This is a genomic window from Actinoalloteichus sp. GBA129-24 (genome assembly GCF_001941645.1).
Taxonomy (GTDB): Bacteria; Actinomycetota; Actinomycetes; order Mycobacteriales; family Pseudonocardiaceae; genus Actinoalloteichus_A; species Actinoalloteichus_A fjordicus.
On the sequence record NZ_CP016077.1, the window covers coordinates 4,264,360 to 4,282,587 of the forward strand.

An 18,228-nucleotide genomic window follows, 5' to 3' on the forward strand; every position below is an offset into this window, starting at 1 on the left:
GGCCGATCATTGCCAATAGTCCCGGTCTGGCAGGCGGAGCCAGCGATCGGGCGGCCCGGCGACCGGACGGGTGTCTGTCGGCCGAAGCCCGGCATAAGCACACGCGTAGGCCACCCCCGAGTACCGATAGAGGTACGCGGCGAGGACTTCTTCGGACGACGTGGCGCCGTGCCAGTGGCCGCAGATCAGGTCCGAGCCTTCGATCACCCCGTCCCGCACGATACTGCCCTGACCGCCGCTCTTCGGGTTGACGTAGAGCCCGTAGGCATGTGTGCCGACCGAGACGCGGGTCGCGACGCCGGGCATCGACGGCCCGTATCCCCACGGCTGCGTGAGGATGACGCCGCCCGGCACGTCGGTGACGCCGAAGATGCGCAGCGTCTCGTTGTCCAGTTCGCGGTCCCAGGGATCGTCGACGAACGAGCCGGGTCCGGTGTCGGTCATCGGCACGGCGTCCAGGCGTCGGGCCGTCTCGGCTGCCGTGACGTCGGCGACGCACAGCAGCCCGAAGCCGTCGAAGTAGTCATCGCCCAGTGCCGCGATCAGCCTGCGGCCCTCCGCCGAAGCGGCCTTCTCCGCAGCCGACAGGCACACCCCGTCGGGCGGGCTGCCGAACAATCCGGCATCGGCACCCGCCAGGCTGAGCCTGCCCGGCGACCAGCCCGACATCATCGGCTGCCACGGGTCCGCCCCGGCGGCGAGGAGTGCACGGGCATTCTCCGGCCAGCCCTCGTAGACGGCCGTCCAGAGCGCGGTGTGACCACTGGATCGAGCATCGACGTCGCGAACTCGCCCGGCCAACTCGGCGACCACCTCGGGCGAGCCTTCGGAGGCCGCCTGGTGCAGGGGCGGATCACCCAGATACCCGCCGACGTTCGGATCGGCACCCGCGTCGAATCGAGCCCGGACCTCGGCAAGGTCGGTCCAGGGCGGTGTGGGTTTCGCCCAGCCCGTCGATGAGACACCCGCCACGACATTCCCCCGTTTCGACCACGTCCGGTACGCCGCTCGTGGGGTCACCGGACACCTCGACAGCACGGGAACGGTAGCCGGGACCGCCGACGATTCTCGGGTCCACAGCGGACAGAGCGCTCCCGACATCGAGCTTGCCCCCGGTCGACAGCGGGTCAGCTCGGAACCGTGGTCGCGCTTCGGCTGCTCCCTTTGACCTTCCAGCAACGCGAAGCTGACGCCTGCTGATATCCAAGCACCACACACCGGAGGGTCGACAGCATCGGATCGCCGATGACCGGGCTGATCTTCCTCATCGTCACCTCGGCACGCTCGGTCTGGGCCGAGTACTGCGGGAGCGACCCGCGACGAGGACGCTCCGAGGTGCGGCCGATGACCGGGCTGGTCACCGCGAGCCGGGTGCGCTGCCGATCTCAGACCAGGAATCGAGTCACCACACCGCGCAATACAAGGTGAGCCCAAGCCGCCCGGCCGGAGAAGACCTCGTGCGGCAGGACGGGAGCGAGGCTGCCGTACTCTGCCGGGCCATGCCATCTTTCCGCGTGACGATGACGATCGGGATGCTGCGACCCGGTGTCGCACCGGAGCGAGTCGTGCCGACCGCCGCCGAGGCCGCAGCCGAGTTCGCCACCGTCGAGGCCTCGGCAGTGGACGTCGTGGCGGGCGAAGCCCGAGTCACGGTCCGCTTCACGGCAGGCGACCAGCAGATCGCCCGACAGATCGGTGACCACGTCGTCTCCGCGACCGCCGCCGTCGCCGAGACGCGAGCCTGGACGCTCACCCACCGCACCAGAGGCCAGTGGACCGTGCTCGCCTGAACGCGACGGGTCGCGGTTGATGAGCGGCCTTGTGATCCACCGGCCCCGAAGGGCCGGTGGCACTTCATCCGTCTACGTAATTCGACGCTGTCGAAGATGGAGTTGCGATCCTCACCGGCTCCGAAGGGCCGGTGCCACCGCCCTGGATCGAGGGGCTTCGCCTCGTGGATCGGCCAGTTGCGATCCTCACCGGCCCCGGAGGGCCGGTGCCACCTGTCTCGGCCGCCCAGCACCCGCAGCTGCTGTTCGGTGTTGCGATCCTCACCGGACCCGAAGGGCCGGTGCCACCCACGCGGGGATGTTGTCGGCGGTGTCGGTGGGGGTTGCGATCCTCACCGGCCCCGAAGGGCCAGTGCCACTCCCCGCGCAGATCGCGAGCCGTCGGCACGCGGTCGTTGCGATCCTCACCGGCCCCGAAGGGCCGGTGCCACGCAGCTCGCGGTCGGTCTGGAGGAGGTCACGAGAAGGTTGCGATCCTCACCGGCCCCGAAGGGCCGGTGCCACCGCCACTCGTCAACGGCTGCGCGACCGACTGGCCTTGTTGCGATCCTCACCGGCCCCGAAGGGCCGGTGCCACCAGTGCGGACAGCTCGCCCTGGTGACGGCTGTGGACGTTGCGATCCTCACCGGCCCCGAAGGGCCGGTGCCACTCGAGCCCGTCGGCCGCCAGGCGGGCCGGTCTGGGCAGTTGCGATCCTCACCGGCCCCGGAGGGCCGGTGCCACCCGGCGGGGCTTCGTCAGCCTGCGATCAGATCAGATCAGTTGCGATCCTCACCGGCCCCGGAGGGCCGGTGCCACCGCCGCCGAACTGCTGGCGGTGATCGCGGTGCGCCTCGTTGCGATCCTCACCGGCCCCGGAGGGCCGGTGCCACCCGCCTGGTCGTCGCCGGCGACGGCGTGGAGATCCCGGTTGCGATCCTCACCGGCCCCGGAGGGCCGGTGCCACGCCAGCCCCGGCGTGTTGGCAACCCCCGCCGACGACAGTTGCGATCCTCACCGGCCCCGGAGGGCCGGTGCCACCCGCGATCCGCACCCGGGCGTAATGCCCGCGATTACCGGTTGCGATCCTCACCGGCCCCGAAGGGCCGGTGCCACCCTGCCGCAGCAGGGGTATTGCCTTCCTCAACGCGCCAAGGTTACCGAGCAGTGACCAACACGCCCGAATTTGAGTTCGGAGTCGCCAGGCGTGTCGCATGACGCTTGCCCTCCCCAAGCGATTCGGCGACGGTTGGCGTCACCGGATCAGCCGGAGCGGTACAAGCCCGACCGCCCACTCTACGAGACGGCCGGTCCGACACATGCTCACGACGGCCGGGACGAATGTGTCTGCCCGTCGAGCAGGCAGGCACGGCGACGTCCATCCAGTGAGACACCCTGCCCGGCCGACCGGTGACGACCTAGCCTCCCGGGATAGTCCGCGCAGCCGACTCTCGTCCTGGAGTGCCCCGTGTCCGCCACCACCGACCAGCCCACCGGCGGAAACGCCGGGAGAACCGCCGATCTGCTCCTGAGGTCGCCGACGTCGTGCGCCGCACCGACGCCCGCCCCGGAGGAGCCGGTCCGGGTGGTCCCGCTCACCATCGCGGCAGTCCTGGCGGTCGCGCTGAGCTGGTACGTGTGGATCACGCACGGGCCTCTTCCCGGCGCGCTGCTGATGATCGGCTTAGGCCTCGGCGTGGCGCTCTTCCACTCGCGGTTCGGCTTCACCTCGGCCTGGCGGCAGCTCGTCGCCGTCGGCAACGGCCGGGGGCTGCGGGCGCATGCGCTGCTGCTCGGCACGGCGGCCACGTTGATCTCGCTCATCGTGGTCTCCGGCGCGGGTCTGTTCGGGGCTGTTCCCGAGGTGTCGGCGGGTCCGATCGGCCTGGCGTTGTTCGCGGGCGCGGCCCTCTTCGCCGTCGGCATGCAGCTCGGCGGGGCCTGCGCCTCGGGCACGCTGTTCGCCGTCGGCGCCGGGCAGTCGACGATCGTGCTGACGCTGGGCGGCTTCATCCTGGGCTCGGTGTTCTACACCTGGGCCTTCCCCGTCTTCGACGGCTGGCCGCAGGTGCCGGGCATCCTGTTGTCCGATCACGTCGGCTGGTTCGGTTCCTGGGCGATCACCATCGTCGTGCTGCTCGGCATCGTGCTGCTGACCAGGGTCGTGCAGGCTCATCGCACGCCCCCGCCGGTCGGCGCAGTGCCCACGGCGCGCGGGATCGCCAGGGTGTTCCGGGGCTCGTGGCCGCTGCTGGTCGGCGCCGTGGTTCTCGCGGTGCTCGCCGCCTCGGTGGTCCTGGTGTCCGGCGGCACCTGGGGAGTCACCTTCGCTTTCGCCCTCTGGGGAGCGAAACTCCTCCAGGTCATCGGGTTTCAGCCCGAGGCATGGGAGTTCTGGCAGAGCAGCAGCAACGCCCAGGCCCTGGCCGCTCCGCTGCTGACGGACAAGACCAGCCTCACCAACCTCGGTATCATCCTCGGCGCGGCGGTCGCCGCAGCGGCGGCGGGCGCCTGGCGTTTCCGGGCCGAGATCCCGTGGCGGACCGCGTTGGCGGCCGTGCTGGGCGGCGTGTTGATGGGTATCGGGGCGCGGCTGGCGGGCGGCTGCAACATCGGCGCCTACCTCGGCGGCATCTCCACCGGCAGCCTGCACGGCTGGCTGTGGGGCGCGTTCGCGCTCGGCGGCACCTGGATCGGCCTCCGACTGCGCCCGCTGTTCGGGCTCGCCACCCCGAAGCCCAGCGACAGCGTGTGCTGAGGCAGAAATCTTCCTGAGGGGCAGTTCCGGAGAGAATCGATCGACAACAGCCGTCGCTCCAACCCCCAGCGGAACTGTCGATCATGGCAACTCGCCTCCTTCCTAGCCCCACACCGGCCGCTATTCAACGGCTTGGTCACGATCTTGCGATTATTCGTAACAGCATCGCGCGCTTCCTCGATCAACCAGTTTGGTCGAGAGTGATACACATCACGGGAGGTTGCGTCAAATGTGGCCCTTCTCCAGGAAGCCCCGAAGCGAAAAATCGGCGCCCTCAGCACGCGTCCCTGAGCCGAGTGCGCTGAGACCAATGAGCAGGCAGGCCCGCCAGCCACCCATCTCGATTCAATGGGGCAAACCTGCCAACACCGAACCCGAAGGCGCGGAACCCGCAAGATTCTCACCGATCACACTGTCTTTGCTGCAACTTCCTGCCGAGGGACGAGTTCCAGTCGTCGGGGAGTCTTACTATCAGCAGGCGTTGCGCTTTGTGACGAGAGGGGCGACGTCTGGCAACACCTTCGACGATCACATTCCAGTCACCGCAGCACTGGTTCCGGAACCGTATAACCCATGGGACAAGACCGCCGTACGAATTGACGTCGTACTCGGACAACAATCAGTCAAAGTAGGATATCTCAGCCGGGAATTGGCCCGCCTCTACCATGCCGAACTCATCAAGATCCTCCACAGCGGAAGAATGGGCACCTGCCCCGACCGCATCACTGGGGGCGGACGAAAGTACTACGGAATATACCTACACTTATCCGACCCCCGATCATTGCGCATCGCGAACGGATCAGAACATCCCGCAATAGCGCAGGAGCAGGATGGCGTGGCGATACTCCATGGTGAACGGACTTGTGCAGTGACACAAGGAGGAAAGCACCAGGACGTCCTTCAGCGCTACGCTCCCGCTGACCGACAAGGCCGCCAGTCAGTGACAGCCTCACTACACTTCTGCGTGATCGGATCAGGAAAATACAGAGGAAAGCAGGCAATCGAGGTCCGATTACGTGGACGACGCATCGGGCAGCTGACCTACGCCACAACGTTACGATACCGGGGTATTGTCCAAGAAATCATCGACCGCGGATCTACCGCCACATGCCAGGCTAGCATCAGGAACACCGACAAAGGAATACAGGTAGAGTTGTTGATGCCAAGCGACCCGGACCACAAACCGAGTTTCAACTAGCCGTCGAGCCGACAACACAGCCACGACTCGGACCGGTGAAACCGAGGAGGAAATGATACTGGTAATCTGAGATCTCGAAGGGTCGATCCGGACAGGAAGACTCGACGACCTAGGGCTCGAGATCGAAGTCCGCCCCAGGTCGTCGATATTCCAGGTGGATCAGCGCGGCCCGGTCCCCCGCACCGGGATGAACTTCGCACTCCCCGAGCCGACCTCGAAGATCACCCGGTCCTCGGTGGTCTCGACGTGGCGCGCCGGGGTCCGGCCCGCGGACCGGTAGGTCATGCCCTCGATCCTCGGCAGCTCCACCCTGGCGGTCACGTTGACCGGAATGTCCATGTCGGCACGGACTCCGCGTTTCGTCCGCTCCCAGTCCAGCGACACCGGTCCGCGCTGAGTGTGCACGGTTCCCTCGGCGTCCGCCGGTCCGGCGGCGGGCGGCACGATCAGCACGGTCGCCCCGCCCGGCTCGCCGAGGCGGATGCCGAGCATGGTCTCGACGACGTCGACGGCGGCCTGCGCGCCCCAGCCGTGCGACTGGCTGTGGTTGGTGCCCTCGTCCAGGGTCCAGGCCTCCCAGGTGAAGGTTCCGCCCTGCTCCAGGATGTTCGCCCACCCGAGATCCTCGCGGTCGGTGAGCAGTTCCAGCACCGCGTCCGGCCGGTCGGCGTCGGAGAGGGCCTGCAACAGCCAGTGCGCCGTCATCGGTCCCTGCCGCATCCCCATCGAGGTGAGGTGGTCGGCCAGCGCCGAGTAGTCCTCCTGCGGGGCGATGCCGAACGCGATCGCATAGGAGGTCGAGTGCTGGCCTCGGTGCGTGCTCTGCGTCCCGTCGGCGTGCAGGCCGTCGACGTAGACGCCCTCGGCGTCCCGCAGGCGCTCGTTCATCGTGTCCGCCAGCGCCAGCTCCGCCTGGCGATAGTCCGCGAACTCCGACGCCGGCCGCTCCAGCACCTCGGCCATGTCGGCCGTGCGGCGCAGCACCTCGACGGCCTGGGCGTTGATGGTGGTGCGGGCGGCGGCGTCCATGTCGTAGCCGAAGCGGCCGGGCGCGGGCCAGTCGACGATGCCGTACTCGTAGGCGCCGCTGCCGCCGGACAGCTCGGTGACCAGGCCCGCCGTCGGCCCGTCCTCGGGGATGTGGCGCAGCACGTACTCGGCGGTCTCGCGGATCGCCGGGTAGGCCTCGGCGAGCAGCTGGCGGTCGCCGGTGACCTCGTAGTACCGCCACACCCAGTCGACGAACATCTCGGTGTAGTCGGGGATGTCGCGCTTGCCGTCGCCGTTCGGGTAGACCGCGTTGTATCGGCCCGCGTCCTCGCCGTCGGCCCAGTGCCTGGCCTGGGAGGCGAGGAACTCGCGGATCGCCTGCCGGGTGGCCTCGCGCTCGCCGAAGCCCTGCATCGTCGCGTAGGAGATGGTCACGGCATCGCCGAGGAACTGCCCCTTCTCCCTGGTGGGGGTGTCGACGAACTGCTCCTGCACGGAGTACAGCGCCGACCGCTGCATCATGTCCCAGACCTCGGTGAGGGTCTCGTCTGAGCTGTGGAAGCTCGCCTCCTCGTCGGCGGGCACGGCGGTGTGCACGAGGACGGCGGAGACGTCCTCGACGTCGATGTCCTCGCCCGCGTCGGGGATCTCCAGGTAACGGAAGCCCAGATGGGTGAAGGCCTGGTATTCCTGGGCGCCGTCGACCTGGGTGTAGGGGAAGGTCATCACGGTGTCCTGAGTGGACAGCCGGTCCGCCGACACCCGCCCGTCCTCGGTTAGTTCGTAGCCCGCGAGGATCGGCACGGTCCGCCCGGTCTCGCCCTCGTCGAAGCGCACGACGGGCCGCGCCGGGATGATCACGCCGAAGTCGGCGACCGGCGTCCCGTCTTCGGCCCTCAGCAGTTCGACGGCCGGGATCTCGGTCTCGGCCAGTCGTGTCTCCTGGCCGATCAGCCGGGTGAAGGGCTCGGCGGGACGGGCGCCAAGGCTGGTCGCGGCGAGCCAGTCGGTGTCGTTGAAGCCCGGTCGCGCCCAGTCGGCGACGATGCCGCGGGCGTCCTGCGCGTCGACCCGGTCGCCCTCGCCGTTGCGCCTCGGCGCGTCGGCGACGAACCGGGTGTCGCGGGCGACCCGCCAGGTGTCGTCGGTGACGACCACCTGCCTGCTGCCGTCCTCGTGCTCGATGACCAGCTTGTGCAGCAGGCCGGGCGCCGAGGACGGTCTGCCCTGTCCGCTGCCGTACCAGTGGTAGCGTGCCCCGACGGCCAGCGGCTCGCCCGGCTCGACGAGGTCGGTGACGTCGGCGGCCTGGTAGTAGCCCTCGTCGGAATGGGCGAAGGAGGTGCCTCGATCGGCGCGCTCCCCGTTGAGGAACAGCTCGTAAGTGTGGTCGGCCGCCGTGTAGGCGCGGGCTCGGATCACGGGGCTGTCGGCGACGACGATCTCGGTGCGCGCCAGGGTGTAGTCGTCGGCCTCGGTGACGTCCCGGCGGATCCACTCGGCGCCGTCCCAGTCCGCATCGCCGAGGCCGGTCTCGAATCTCGCGGGCTCGGCCCACGGCGAGACGCTGCCCGCGCGGTCCCAGGTGCGGACGGTCCACCGGTATTCCCGGCCCGCGACGAGGTCCGGGCCGGTGTAGGACACCGAGGACTGCTCGGCGGAGGGCTGTCGGCGGCTGTCCCAGACCTCGGCGCCGTCGGCCGCGCGGTGGACTCTGATCTGGTAGGCGGTCTGCGTCTCGTTCGGGTCGCGATCCTGCGGCAGCCAGCCGAACGAGGGCGGTCCCTCGACGTTCAGCGGCGCCGCGCCGTCGTCGACGGTCAGGGACGACGGGGCCTGCGGGGCACGGTTGCGGGCGTCGCCTGCCGCCGATCCGGCGGGGAGTCCGATGCCGACGGCCAGGCCGACGGCGGACAGTAAGGCGGTCCCGATCACGGCACGTCGCTGGCGCATCGTCGCTCCCAGAGGTTGGTCGGTCACTCACCGGCACCCTAGGCAGCCGGTGGAACGGTAGCGAGGAAACAGCCGGATTCGGCCATTCACCGACAGCCGCAGTCTCCACCGTCCCAGGGGAAGGGGGACGCCGGCGAGGACCGAGCCGAGCAGCCTGCACGTCTCGCCTGGGGGAGGACCTCCGCTGGAGTCTCGGGACTGCGGACCCGACGGGCGACCGTCCCGAGGGGGAGCGTCTCAAGCGGCCCACGCGCGTCGACGCCTCAGTCGCCGAGCAGCACGAGGATCCGACGATCGGCAAGGCGGGAACGGTACAGCGCCGCCCGCTCGGCCAGGCCGTCCGGCATGACCGCGTCGGTGACGCCGAGCGCGCGCAGCAGCTCCGCCAGCATCACGACCGGTTCCCTCGGCAGATCCGAGGTGCCGCGAGATCGAGGTGGAGCTGCCCGTCGGGAAACAGCCCACGCACCTGGTGAGCGGCGTGCACGGCCAACGTCGACTTGCCCGTTCCCGGCGGGCCCACGACCACCGGAATGCGACCGACGGCGGGCGGCGCGCCTGCGGCGAGACCACCACGACCGGTCAAGGTCGCGAGCAGGCTGTCGAACTCGGCGACGCGGCCGGTGAGGTCGGGATGTCTGAGGGAAGCTGACAGACCGGCGATAGCACCGGCTGCGGCAGCTCGCCCGCCGAGTCGAGTGCGGGATCAGCCCGCAGGATCTGCTCGTGCACCATGCGCAGCCGAGGCCCCGGATCGGCGCCGAGTTCCTCGGCCAGCAGTCTTCGGACGTCCTGGAACACCGCCAGCGCCTCGGCGTGCCTGCCCCCTCGATAGAGCGCGATCATGTGCAGCTCGCGCACTCGTTCTCGAAACGGGTGTTCGGCGGCCAGCCTGGACAGCTCGGCGATCGCAGGCACGTTCTCGCCGCGCGACAGATCGAGTTCGGCCAGCTCCTCCCATGCGCGGACCCGATACTCGTCGAGGCGCGCTCGCTCGGTCACGGCGTCGGCGGTCTCGATGCCGCTGAAGGCCGGGCCGCGCCACAACGCCGACGCCTCGCCCAGCCCGAGCCGCGCGCCTGCCTGATCACCGACGACCCGACGCTGCACAGCCTCGGCGAGGAGCCGGACGAACCGTCCACTGTCGAGCTGTTCCGGGCTCACCCGGAGCAGATAGCCGTGGCCGACCGACTCCAGCGTGCGACTGTCCAGGCCCAGCGCTCGGCGAACCTCCCCGACGTACTTCTGCACGAGGTTGACCGCACTCGGTGGCGGTCTGTCGCCCCAGACGACGTCGATGATCTGTTCTCGATCGACCCGATCGTCGGCGTGCAGCAGCAGGACCGCCAGGACCAGCCGTCGCTTTCCCGACGGCAGTCGCACCGCCACCGAGCCCCGACATGCCACGACGGGCCCGAGTACCCCGAAGAGCAGTTCTGACATGCCGCAGGCTCCGCTCCCCCCAGTGTCCGTTCCGGGCTGGACTCGCATCGCCCGTGCGTCCGTTTTCCCGGCGGAGGCGCTCCTCTGTTCGCACCATTTTCGCGTAGGCGGCCTCGATTCCACCGTGCTTTTTCGAGGGACCGCCGCCTGCCGCAATTCGACTGGGCGGTGTTGTCTTCTGTTCGGCGTCGTCGGCCCGACTGCACCGCCGCACCGTTGCCTCGTTCACGACGATGTGGTGTCCCCCATGCCAAATCTACTCGGCGACGACGAGCAATGATCGGTAATTCACTCGCCGGATGCCCGCCCTGCACCCGATCGCCGATCCGTTCCCGACGAAACTGGAAGCTCTTACGTCTCATCGATGTTCCGCAGCGGTGCAGCGGTTCTGCCCCGACCGATGACAGGGTTCCGGCCGGCCGAGCCTGGGGTCTTCGGCTGATGACGCAGGAGGCTGACATGCACAAGGGGATCATGATGATCGTCTGCGCCGTGCTCATGGCGCTGGGCCCGGTCTCGAGGGCGACGGCCGCCGATCCGCCCCACCCGGCCCGACGACGGATCGAACCGGTCAGCGGGCCCCGCAGGCCCGCGAGGACTGCTCGACAGCGGGATGAAACGGCCGGCGGAGCTCGACGAGGTGGAACGTCGGATCGCCCGGCCGGCGCGCGACCTGATCGACCGGGGGGTGGCCGAGGACATCCTGCGCGATGACGTGGCCGCCGAGGTGCTGTTCGAGATCTTCACCGGGCTGTTGGGCAACGTGTTGCGCCTGGTGCTGCTGAATCGTCTCGGTGCAGAACAGGCGGGCGCCGTCGTCGCCGCCGTCTTCCTCGATGGCGCGGGCCGGTCCGCACCGCACGGGACGGCTGACCGGCCTCAGGTCCGTCGACTCCGTCGACCGGCCGCACCGCCTATACGGACAGCGGACCCGCAGGCCCGTCGGCGGCGACGTCGTCGGCCTGCTGCACGGGCGTCGGTGCCCCGCCCGACAGGACCGAAGGGTCCCGCCATCAGGGCTTTTCGACCCTGGCGACGGCCCCGCCGTGCGCGGCAGGGTGGAGGACGTCCGATTCGGAGAGCGATTCGGGGTCCGACTCGGATGCGGGCAGGGGTGTGGCCTGGTCCAGAGCCGCCAGGCAGCAGTCGGGTGAGCACACCCGGTGCCCGGCCGGGCGCGTACATCGTCGTCCCGACCGGGCACGGCCCGCGACCTCAGTCCGGCGGGCAGGCAGGTCGGCGGTCGCTACAGACGCGGACGCCGGCATCGCGCGGCTCGCCGGGACGGGGTGAGGAACATCGTGGGCTCGGAGCACTCCGAGCCCACCACGTCCCTCGACGGCCCAGGAACTCGACCAGGCTCAGCCGAACTCGCCGGGCGAAGCACGACAGCCGCGCCGAGGTGCGCGAGCGGACCGGCGGCAAGGACGGGAGGCAGGCGTCATGCCGTACTGGGATCACGGTCAGGCAGGCGGGGGCTGGCTCATGCTCCTCGGAATGCTCATCTTCTGGGCCGGGCTGATCACCGTGGTGGTGCTCGTGCTTCGCCGGTTCGCACACGCGTCACCTCGGCACGGCGGTTGGGCAGGCGGCGACCAGGGCGGCGGCGCGTACCACGTCCTCGACGACAGGTTCGCCCGAGGCGAGATCGACAGGGACGAGTACGAGAGTCGACGGGCGACCCTGCGCGAGTCACACGGCAGATCGGAATCGGGGCGCTGACCGGTAGCGGCCGAGTGTGGTTCATCGGCAGAACCGGAAGGCCGGTTCGACCGGCACAGGCGGAACCATCCGAGCGACGGGCTCGTCAATTCTGGGGATGCAGGCGGGCAACGGAGTTCGAGGGACCGCCGAGGCCGGGCGTCGAAGCAGACGACCCGGCCGTTGCCTGCGCCCGAACCCCAGCCGTCGCCCGCACCTGCGCCGAGACGGACGACGACGACGTTCGTCCCCACATCCGCCGTCAGGACCGCCAGGCGACGCGGGCGCCCGCGACCCAGCCGCCCGCACAGGACTCCCGCAACTCGGCGGCCCGCAGGGCGTCGGTGTAGGTCTGTCCGGGATTCGCGAGGTGGACGTCCGGAGGCACCACGCCGAGCCGGAAGCCGTAGAGGACCACCACCTGCCCCGAGGACGAGGCGGCGGCGAGCCACTCCGGGGCGGCCGTGATCTCGGCGCGAGCCCACAATCCGTCCTCGTCGTCGCGCAGTTCCAGGCCGCCGTCGGCCCGGCTCAGGGTCCAGCCGGGCGCGTCGTCGACCGCCGAGGCAGGCGTGGCGACGCGGCCGCCGAAACCGGCCTGCACGATTATCTCGATCTGCAGTTCGGTGGCGGCGCCGTCCCCGTCGGTGACCATCAGCGTCCGGCGGGGCTCACAGAGCAGCACGGGGGCCGGTCGCACCGGGTGTCCCGGCCCGGTCACCTCGTCGGCGTCCCGCGCAGCCTCCGCGGTCGGCTCGCCCTCGGCCTGCCGGGGCGTCGCGTCGTCTTCGGCGGTGAGCGCCGGATGCCCGGCAGGCAGCGCCCGGCCGACGACCTCGGTGTCGGCGGCGATGCGCTGCGCCTCGGTCGGCTCCGATCCCTGCGCGGTGACCGGGCGGGAGAGCGTGGGCAGCCGACCAGTCGGAACCCGCCGCTCGGCCGCCGTGGCAGCCTCCCGGCGTTGACGCTTCGCTCGACGTCCGCTCATCTCCCGAGCCTGCCCGCTGCATCTCGACCCGCACACCGCACTCACCCCATCGAGGGACCAGGGCCGAGGCGGCCCGTGATCCCGAGTTCCGAGGTCACAGGCGGCCTCGCTCGGTGGCTGCGAGGCAGGCCCGGTGCAGGCTGGGCGGCGACGTGGCGCCTCGGCGCCGTCGGAGGCGCGGTGGGCACCGCAGACCGGTGCACGATTCGCGGTGCGGGGCGGCGACCGACCGGCGACCGATAAAGCACCGACGGCGACCCAGCTGTACGGCGTGCCGTTGTCCGGACCGAACGGACCGGCAGGCCCTCGCCCGGCTCGGCCACGTTCCAGCCCGACCCTGCCACCGACTCGGCCCGGCTCAGCCGGCCCGGCCACGGCCCCGATCCGAGATGTGACCGTGTTCATGGGCGGGGACGATCCAGCCGAACGTCAGATAACTTAGGCTTACCGAACTTTAGGGCAGCCAAGGCTAAGCAACACCCGGAGAGTCTCCTGATGAGTTCCACCCCGCCGCGCCTCCGGGGCCCACTCGCGGCGGCCCTGCTCGGCCTTCCGGGCGGGCACGATCCGGTGTCGACGCACGCAGCACCGTGGTCGCCGAGAACGAATCACGTCGACATGAGACGGTCCCCCGCGACCGTCGGTGCAGGAGCAGCCGATGTCCGTCAACACCGAGATCCGCGCCGCACGCTCCGCCGTGGTGCGGCCGTTCTCCCTCTTCTACATCACCGCGACCGCCGTCCGTTCCCTCACCCCGAACATGGTGCGGGTCACCTTCGGCGGTCCGGACCTGGCCGGGTTCACCAGCGGCGGCCTTGATCAGCGGGTGAAGCTCTTCTTTCCGCTGCCGGGCCAGGACGTGCCCGCGCTGCCCCCGCCGGACGACTGGTACCAGGCCTACCAGGACATGTCCGACGAGGTCCGGCCGATCATGCGGACCTTCACCATCCGGACCCACCGCCCGGACGTCCAGGAGATCGACATCGACTTCGCGGTGCACGGCGATGTCGGCCCGGCATCGCGATGGGCGATCCGGGCCCGGCCCGGGGACGTCCTCGGACTGCTCGGCCCCGACGTGCGTCATCCGGCGGGCAGCGGCGTGGAGTACCACCCGAGTCCGTCGGAATGGCAGCTCATCGTCGGCGACGACACGGCGCTGCCTGCCATCGGCGCGATCATCGAGACGCTGCAGGCGGGCACCCGCGTCCGCGCCTTCGTCGAGGTCGCCAGCGACGCCGACGTCCAGGAGTTCGACACCGGCGGAGACGTGGAGATCACCTGGCTCGCCAGGACGGGAAGCCAGACCACGCCTGTATCCCGGCTCGTCGAGGCCGTCCGGAACGCCGATCTGCCCTCGGGCACCGCCTACGCGTGGACGGCAGGCGAGTCCGGCATGATCCGCGAGCTGCGCAGGCACCTGCTCACCGAACTCGGCTGGGATCGCGGTCAGGGCTACTTCGGCGGTTACTGGCGGGCCGACAGCACCCCGGAGCCGACGGATTCCGACGACTGATGCTCGACGCCGCCGCCCGCGCCCCCGCAGACCGGTGGTGCGCGGGCAGGCGGCGATCCGAGGGCAGGCGGGCCGCGGCCGTCGCCGGGGACGAGCACACCGACGAGAGGCGACATGACAGCACGACTCGACCCGACCGAGGACGTTCGGGCGGTGACCACCGAGGCCGAGCTTCGCGAGATCGTCGACGAGCCCCTGCCGAGGATCGCCGAGAAGGCCATCCCGTTCGTCGACGCCGAGTCTCGGCGGTTCATCGGGGCCTCGCCGTTTCTTCCTGCTCGCCACGACCGGCGCGGACGGCAGTCTCGACGTCTCCCCGAGGGGAGACCCGCCCGGCAGCGTCGGCGGTGACGGCGGACGGCCGCTCGGTGGTGTTCGCCGATCGGGAGGGAAACCGCAGGCTCGACAGCCTTCGGAACATCCTGTCGCACGCGCGGGTCGGCATGCTCTTCCTCGTCCCCGGCATGCGCGAGACGCTGCGGGTGAACGAGCGCGCGACCCTCGTCAGGGACGCCCCGTTCCTGCCCCGGCTGGCGCTGGCGGGGCAGGACCCCGAAGCTGGCCGTCCTGGTCGAGATCGACGAGTTGTTCCTGCACTGCGGACGCTCGCTCACCAAGGCAGGCCTGTGGGAACCGGCCGACTGGCCTGATCGCAACACCGTGCCCGGCGTCGGCGAGCTGATCAGCAGCCTCCGCGAGGCCAGAGAGCGATCGGCGACCGACGGCGGGGCCGCGAGCGGCTGACCGGCCTCGCCAGGACACGGCCGGGCGGCGTGGCCGTGACCAGTGAGAAGAGCGCGAACAGCGGCGAGTCCGCAATGCAGGGACCGAGGACACGGCTGATCACAGCGCCGGTGGGTGTACTGCGCATCGCCGTGTCCTCGACGGGTCGACCGGACACGGTGCGGCGCACTCGACCCGACCGGCGACGGCCACCGCACCGCCGCACCGGGGGCTCCGTGTAGTTGCCCCATCGGGCCGGGACGACCGCCCGGCCGCCCCGGCCCCCGCTCTTACCCTCCCTATCGGCCCCGTGCGTCGGGCACCGACCCGGACCGCCTGTTCAGTCCAGCAGGCAGCCCACACCCGGATCGCTCACAGCTTCACCAGCACCTTGCCGCGATTGGCGTCCCGGTCCACATACAGGCTCCGATAGGCGTCGGGGATGTCGTCGAAGCCCTCTCGGATGGTCTGGTCGTAGGCGATCTCGCCTCGGCGGACCAGGCCGCCCACCTCCTCGTGCAGCGCTGCCCAGTTCTGCTCGGTGAACCACTCCAGCGAGAAGATCCCTCGGATCGTCGTGCGCGGGAACATGATGTAGGGCAGCAGCCTCGGTCCGACGTACTCGGCGCCGACCTGGGTCGCCCACTGCCAGCACACCGCCACCTGACTGTCGATGTTCAGCATCGTGAACGCCACGTCGGTGATCGTGCCGCCCAGGCTGTCGAAGTACCTGTCGATGCCGTCTGGCGCCGCCGCCGACAACGCAGCCCGCACGGTGTCCGCGTCGTCGCCCTGGCGGTAGTCCACCACCGTGTCGAAGCCGAGTCCGATGAGGTACTCCGCCTTCGCCGCCGAACCGGTCGTGCCGATCACCCGCGCCCCGGCCCGCATCGCGAGCTGGCCCACCAGCGACCCGAGCGCGCCGGAGGCCCCGCTGATGAGGACCGTGTCGCCGTCTCGGATCGTCATGAACTTGGTCAACGTGCCCCAGGCGGTCATGCCCGGCCCGCCCATGATGCTCAGTGCCGTGGAGATCGGCAGCCGCTCGTCGTAGTCGGCCGGGTCAAGCCGACGATAGGACGGGAACACCATCGGGAAGGTCCCGGTCTGCCACAGAGCGGGGGTGCCGTTGCTCACGACATGGCTGCGCCAACCGCCGAAGCCCTGCACCAGGTCGCCCGGCTGATGGGCGGCCGCAGGGCCGGCCTCGATCACCTCCATGATCGAGTCCGCCCCCATGTGGTCCCCGATCGGCGTGTCCAGCGCGATGCCCTGGAGGTAGGGATCGACCGACACGTACAGCGTCCTGAGCAGCATCTCGTCGTCCTTCAGGACGACGTCCACATCCTCCGTCACCTTCTCGTAGATCCGGCGTACGTCGGGGACGCCCGCCTGGTGTTCGGCAACGACCCATTTGTCGATCTTCACTGTGCTCCTCGCTCTGCTGACCGCGATCCTGCGGCGACGGGTTCGGGGGCGGGCTCCGCTGCGGGCCGCCGGGACGGTCCGACCGGGATGACGACGTGCGTCGGCAGCGGCTTCGTCTCGTCGATCGAGGCGGTGAACTCGCGGCCGTCGTCCCGGCAGACGAACTGCATGACGTGTCGGCCCGCCGCCGCCGCCCGGATGAGGCCGCCCGTGGTGGCCCACACCCCGGAGAAGTAGAAGTTCTTCAGGCCGGGCAGCCCCGGCCCGTACTTGCGGACCAGGACCTCCAGGGTCTCGCCGCTCTCCACGAACGGCTGCCAGCCCAGCACCGTGCCGTCGTAGTTGCCGGTGTACCGGACCTGGGTGAGCGGGCTCGACATGTCGCGCACCGCGACGGCGTCGGTCAGGCCGGGAAACCGCTTCTCCAGGAACGAGAGGATGGCGTTGCGCACCTGCCGTTTGGCCTGGTGGTAGTCGCGCCCGTGCCGCACCGGCAGGGTGTGCAGCTCCTCGCCCTTACGGATCCGGCTGGCCTGCTCCGGCCCGTCGTTCAGCTCCCGCCACGGTGCGATGTCGCAGAAGTAGGTGGCGTAGACGACGGTCGTCGCCTCGGGAGACAACTCCGGATAGTGCATGCTGCGGAACTGGACGTTCATACTCGAGTGGCGGATGCCGATCATGTCGGCCGCCTCGTCCTCGGTGAGCAGATACGTGGTGCACGGCTCGCCCTCGGGGAACGGACGGCGCAGCCCGAGGAACAGGATGAAGTAGCCGGGGAACACCATGCCCGGCTCCTCGATGGTCTGGGTATAGAGCTTGCGGTACTCGTCGTTGAGGTACCGGCCCTGGAGGAACTTCATCGTGGTGGTGTGCCCGTCGGCGGCCGAGACCACGATGTCGGCACGGACCTCACGGCCGTCGCTGAGGCGGACGCCGACCGCCGTGTCGTCCTCGACGATCACCTCCTCCACCTTGGCGTTGTAGGTGACCTCGCCGCCGAGCCGCTGGTAGCGCTCCTCGATCGACCGGGCCAGGCCCATCGACCCGCCCTCCGGCACGCCTGCGGACAGGTTCGCGTGCGAGGCGAGTTGGAAGTAGTTCGGGAGCACCGGGAAGGCCGGATGCCGCTCGTACAGGATGAAGTTGAAGGCCTCGCGCAACAGGGGATGACGGAACTTCGCCGAGTAGTCCGACATCAGCACGCTGATGGACTTGCGGACGACGTTGAAGTACGGGAGGTAGCGGGACAGCATCCGCCAGCGCTCGGTCGTCTTCATCAGACCGACGGGTTTGAGGAACGGGTACACCGCAAGAGCCTTCTTGAACTTGCGCAGGCCGTCGCAGAAGTCGCGGATGTGCCGGGCGTCCTCGGGTGAGATGTCGGTCAGGTGCGCCTGGAGTCGATCGGGGTCGGAGTAGAAGTAGACCGCCTGGCCGTCCCGGCCGCGCACGATGTTGAAGACGTCGAAGTGCCGCATCTCCTTGCCCTGCAGGGCACCGAGCTCGAGCCAGATCTGGTGCATCTCGTTGCCGGGCCCGTTGCCCAACAGCCAGCTGATGCAGCAGTCGAACGTGAAGTTCCCCCGATCCCAGGACGTGCAGCACCCGCCGGGGAACTCATGCATCTCGAAGATCCGGCTCTCGTAGCCGTTCATCTGTGCATAGCAGCCGGTGGACAGTCCGCCGAGGCCCGCGCCGATGATGATCATCGTCTTCCTCGGGCGTGTCGGGGTGGTGGTGCGTGCCATGTGATCTGCTCCTCG

17 protein-coding genes and 1 CRISPR repeat array are annotated in these 18,228 nt (G+C 69.7%); of the genes, 8 read left to right on the top strand and 9 right to left on the bottom strand.

The window, feature by feature from the left end; genetic code table 11:
* Positions 1-6: 6 nt before the first annotated feature.
* Positions 7-972, bottom strand: a complete 966-nt coding sequence (locus UA75_RS18420; RefSeq protein WP_075741306.1) for an ankyrin repeat domain-containing protein — start codon at positions 970-972, stop codon at positions 7-9.
* Positions 973-1,245: 273 nt separating this feature from the next.
* Here UA75_RS18420 and UA75_RS18425 point away from each other — a divergent pair, with 273 nt between their 5' ends.
* The 4 genes from UA75_RS18425 (at position 1,246) to UA75_RS33105 (ending at position 5,726) form a co-directional block, all read left to right on the top strand.
* Entirely contained in the window at positions 1,246-1,428 is a 183-nt protein-coding gene (locus tag UA75_RS18425) for a hypothetical protein (protein ID WP_075741307.1), read from the top strand.
* Between the two features lie 71 nt (positions 1,429-1,499).
* The gene (locus UA75_RS18430; RefSeq protein ID WP_075741308.1) at positions 1,500-1,790 is read left to right on the top strand and encodes a hypothetical protein; all 291 of its coding nucleotides are present in this window, start codon (positions 1,500-1,502) and stop codon (positions 1,788-1,790) included.
* 101 nt (positions 1,791-1,891) lie between these two features.
* Positions 1,892-2,886: direct repeats of the CRISPR family, unit length 37 nt; unit sequence GTTGCGATCCTCACCGGCCCCGAAGGGCCGGTGCCAC.
* Positions 2,887-3,238: 352 nt separating this feature from the next.
* Entirely contained in the window at positions 3,239-4,528 is a 1,290-nt protein-coding gene (locus UA75_RS18435) for a YeeE/YedE family protein (RefSeq protein WP_075741309.1), read from the top strand.
* Positions 4,529-4,838: 310 nt separating this feature from the next.
* Positions 4,839-5,726, top strand: a complete 888-nt coding sequence (locus UA75_RS33105; RefSeq protein WP_157434281.1) for an HIRAN domain-containing protein — start codon at positions 4,839-4,841, stop codon at positions 5,724-5,726.
* A 159-nt stretch (positions 5,727-5,885) separates the two neighbouring features.
* Here the strand turns inward: UA75_RS33105 and UA75_RS18440 are convergent, their stop codons facing one another.
* The 5 genes from UA75_RS18440 to UA75_RS18450 all read right to left on the bottom strand — a co-directional run bounded on the left by UA75_RS18440 (position 5,886) and on the right by UA75_RS18450 (position 10,974).
* A complete protein-coding gene (locus tag UA75_RS18440) occupies positions 5,886-8,696 on the bottom strand; it encodes a family 78 glycoside hydrolase catalytic domain (RefSeq protein ID WP_232237310.1) in 2,811 nt (936 codons plus the stop codon).
* A 236-nt stretch (positions 8,697-8,932) separates the two neighbouring features.
* Positions 8,933-9,064 (bottom strand): hypothetical protein, encoded by a 132-nt coding sequence (locus UA75_RS34940; RefSeq protein WP_257787607.1) that lies wholly within the window; start codon positions 9,062-9,064, stop codon positions 8,933-8,935.
* Positions 9,061-9,255, bottom strand: coding sequence for a hypothetical protein (locus UA75_RS33110; RefSeq protein ID WP_157434282.1), 195 nt, complete (start codon positions 9,253-9,255; stop codon positions 9,061-9,063). The genes UA75_RS34940 and UA75_RS33110 overlap by 4 nt, the downstream gene beginning before the upstream one ends.
* Entirely contained in the window at positions 9,252-10,112 is an 861-nt protein-coding gene (locus UA75_RS18445; protein ID WP_075741311.1) for an AfsR/SARP family transcriptional regulator, read from the bottom strand. The genes UA75_RS33110 and UA75_RS18445 overlap by 4 nt, the downstream gene beginning before the upstream one ends.
* Before the next feature lie 571 nt (positions 10,113-10,683).
* Complete coding sequence (locus UA75_RS18450; protein ID WP_075741312.1) at positions 10,684-10,974, bottom strand: hypothetical protein; 291 nt, start codon at positions 10,972-10,974, stop codon at positions 10,684-10,686.
* Between the two features lie 581 nt (positions 10,975-11,555).
* Here UA75_RS18450 and UA75_RS18455 point away from each other — a divergent pair.
* Positions 11,556-11,834, top strand: a complete 279-nt coding sequence (locus UA75_RS18455; protein WP_075741313.1) for an SHOCT domain-containing protein — start codon at positions 11,556-11,558, stop codon at positions 11,832-11,834.
* Positions 11,835-12,075: 241 nt separating this feature from the next.
* Here UA75_RS18455 and UA75_RS18460 read toward each other — a convergent pair whose 3' ends face one another.
* Positions 12,076-12,801, bottom strand: a complete 726-nt coding sequence (locus tag UA75_RS18460; RefSeq protein ID WP_075741314.1) for a hypothetical protein — start codon at positions 12,799-12,801, stop codon at positions 12,076-12,078.
* A 658-nt stretch (positions 12,802-13,459) separates the two neighbouring features.
* Between UA75_RS18460 and UA75_RS18465 the strand changes: the two genes are divergently transcribed.
* The 3 genes from UA75_RS18465 to UA75_RS34655 all read left to right on the top strand — a co-directional run bounded on the left by UA75_RS18465 (position 13,460) and on the right by UA75_RS34655 (position 14,964).
* Positions 13,460-14,314: a siderophore-interacting protein gene (locus tag UA75_RS18465; protein ID WP_075743941.1), complete on the top strand. Its 855-nt coding sequence runs from the start codon at positions 13,460-13,462 to the stop codon at positions 14,312-14,314.
* A gap of 114 nt (positions 14,315-14,428) precedes the next feature.
* A complete protein-coding gene (locus UA75_RS34650) occupies positions 14,429-14,665 on the top strand; it encodes a hypothetical protein (protein ID WP_232237311.1) in 237 nt (78 codons plus the stop codon).
* Positions 14,662-14,964 carry a pyridoxamine 5'-phosphate oxidase family protein gene (locus UA75_RS34655; protein ID WP_232237312.1) on the top strand — a complete coding sequence of 101 codons (303 nt, stop codon included), beginning with the start codon at positions 14,662-14,664 and terminating at the stop codon, positions 14,962-14,964. Before UA75_RS34650 ends, UA75_RS34655 begins: the two co-directional genes overlap by 4 nt.
* Before the next feature lie 445 nt (positions 14,965-15,409).
* Here the strand turns inward: UA75_RS34655 and UA75_RS18475 are convergent, their stop codons facing one another.
* Positions 15,410-16,465 carry an MDR family NADP-dependent oxidoreductase gene (locus UA75_RS18475; RefSeq protein WP_075741315.1) on the bottom strand — a complete coding sequence of 352 codons (1,056 nt, stop codon included), beginning with the start codon at positions 16,463-16,465 and terminating at the stop codon, positions 15,410-15,412.
* Positions 16,462-18,213: a phytoene desaturase family protein gene (locus tag UA75_RS18480; protein ID WP_075741316.1), complete on the bottom strand. Its 1,752-nt coding sequence runs from the start codon at positions 18,211-18,213 to the stop codon at positions 16,462-16,464. The genes UA75_RS18475 and UA75_RS18480 overlap by 4 nt, the downstream gene beginning before the upstream one ends.
* Positions 18,214-18,228 lie beyond the last annotated feature (15 nt).

What these genes read in the sequence shown, in the direction of transcription:
- UA75_RS18425 (WP_075741307.1), top strand. Translation starts at nt 1,246, where the DNA reads ATGACCGGGCTGATCTTCCTCATCGTCACCTCGGCACGCTCGGTCTGG.
- UA75_RS18430 (WP_075741308.1), top strand. Translation starts at nt 1,500, where the DNA reads ATGCCATCTTTCCGCGTGACGATGACGATCGGGATGCTGCGACCCGGT.
- UA75_RS33105 (WP_157434281.1), top strand. Translation starts at nt 4,839, where the DNA reads ATGAGCAGGCAGGCCCGCCAGCCACCCATCTCGATTCAATGGGGCAAA.
- UA75_RS18445 (WP_075741311.1), bottom strand. Translation starts at nt 10,112, where the DNA reads ATGTCAGAACTGCTCTTCGGGGTACTCGGGCCCGTCGTGGCATGTCGG.
- UA75_RS18455 (WP_075741313.1), top strand. Translation starts at nt 11,556, where the DNA reads ATGCCGTACTGGGATCACGGTCAGGCAGGCGGGGGCTGGCTCATGCTC.
- UA75_RS18460 (WP_075741314.1), bottom strand. Translation starts at nt 12,801, where the DNA reads ATGAGCGGACGTCGAGCGAAGCGTCAACGCCGGGAGGCTGCCACGGCG.
- UA75_RS18465 (WP_075743941.1), top strand. Translation starts at nt 13,460, where the DNA reads ATGTCCGTCAACACCGAGATCCGCGCCGCACGCTCCGCCGTGGTGCGG.
- UA75_RS34650 (WP_232237311.1), top strand. Translation starts at nt 14,429, where the DNA reads ATGACAGCACGACTCGACCCGACCGAGGACGTTCGGGCGGTGACCACC.
- UA75_RS18480 (WP_075741316.1), bottom strand. Translation starts at nt 18,213, where the DNA reads ATGGCACGCACCACCACCCCGACACGCCCGAGGAAGACGATGATCATC.